The 929-nt window shown below is 49.6% G+C and carries 1 pseudogene; it reads left to right on the top strand.

What is annotated here, in order from left to right:
- A pseudogene (locus tag BP727_RS00550) lies at window positions 1-876 on the top strand (hypothetical protein); the annotation flags it as partial.
- Window positions 877-929 lie beyond the last annotated feature (53 nt).

The following is a 929-nucleotide window of genomic DNA, read 5'->3' as shown; positions in this document are numbered from 1 at the left end:
TCCAAGGAGAGCACAATCTACCAGACCGCGGCTCCTTCTGGCGCTCCTGTTCCTGTTGCTCCCAGCAGCCCGGACATCCTGGGGCTGGATATACCTCCAGAATCATCTATAGTGGACTATAAAGAGGCGCCCCGTTCTGCCGAGGCTGAAGACTCACTGATCGCCGCAACTGACTTTGCTCCGACCGACTTCGCTAAAGCAGGCATCGATAGGGCTGACACTTCTGCAACTGGATTCTCTTCCGGCCAGCAGAGAAGAGCGACATCAAGCGAAAAGTCCACTTATCCATCCAGTATCAGCGCCGCAGTCCCAGGTGGAGTGATAGCAAGAAATGAGCTCTATTTGAGCTATGTTCCTCAGACGACAGGAGCTTGCAGGTTATTTGGCTGGCAGCCTATGTGGCTGCAGATTTCCTCTTCCGGCCCATTATGGATCTATGAGTGGTACCCCAATGGAGAGCTGAGTGTAAAATATCTGGGCTATTCCTCTGCCGGATGGAATAAGAAATGGTTCAATGGAGATGTTCCTGGCTGGCATATCCTCCAGTATTACTGCAATGGATGGAGCAACTATATCTACGTATATGTCTACGGCCAGGGCTCCGGCACCTGGACAGATCGGAATTCATATGTTCCAGTGCCGCTCAGCGGGACAGCTGCTGTGACCCTCAGGTCAAGCTGGCTTTTAGGCTATGATGTATACCTTGATGGAGAATATATAGGCACAGAGGGATTCGGAAAGGATCTTTCCGATGGCATTTACAGATTTAATGTGCCTGGGAATATGTGGCATACCATAGTGATCAGCAAGGATGGCGAGAGCTATTGGGAGACAGGGACATTCTTAAGTGGTGCAGCATACAGGTTTACCATTTGATCTGACGATCTGAGCATTTTTTTCATTTTTTTGTTTATTACATCGGGAGTGCA

The organism is Methanosaeta sp. UBA356 (genome assembly GCF_002496465.1).
In the GTDB taxonomy this organism is placed as follows: Archaea; Halobacteriota; Methanosarcinia; order Methanotrichales; family Methanotrichaceae; genus Methanothrix; species Methanothrix soehngenii.
The sequence above is the reverse complement of the archived record's forward strand: the minus strand, read 5'-3'. Positions and strand labels throughout refer to the sequence as shown.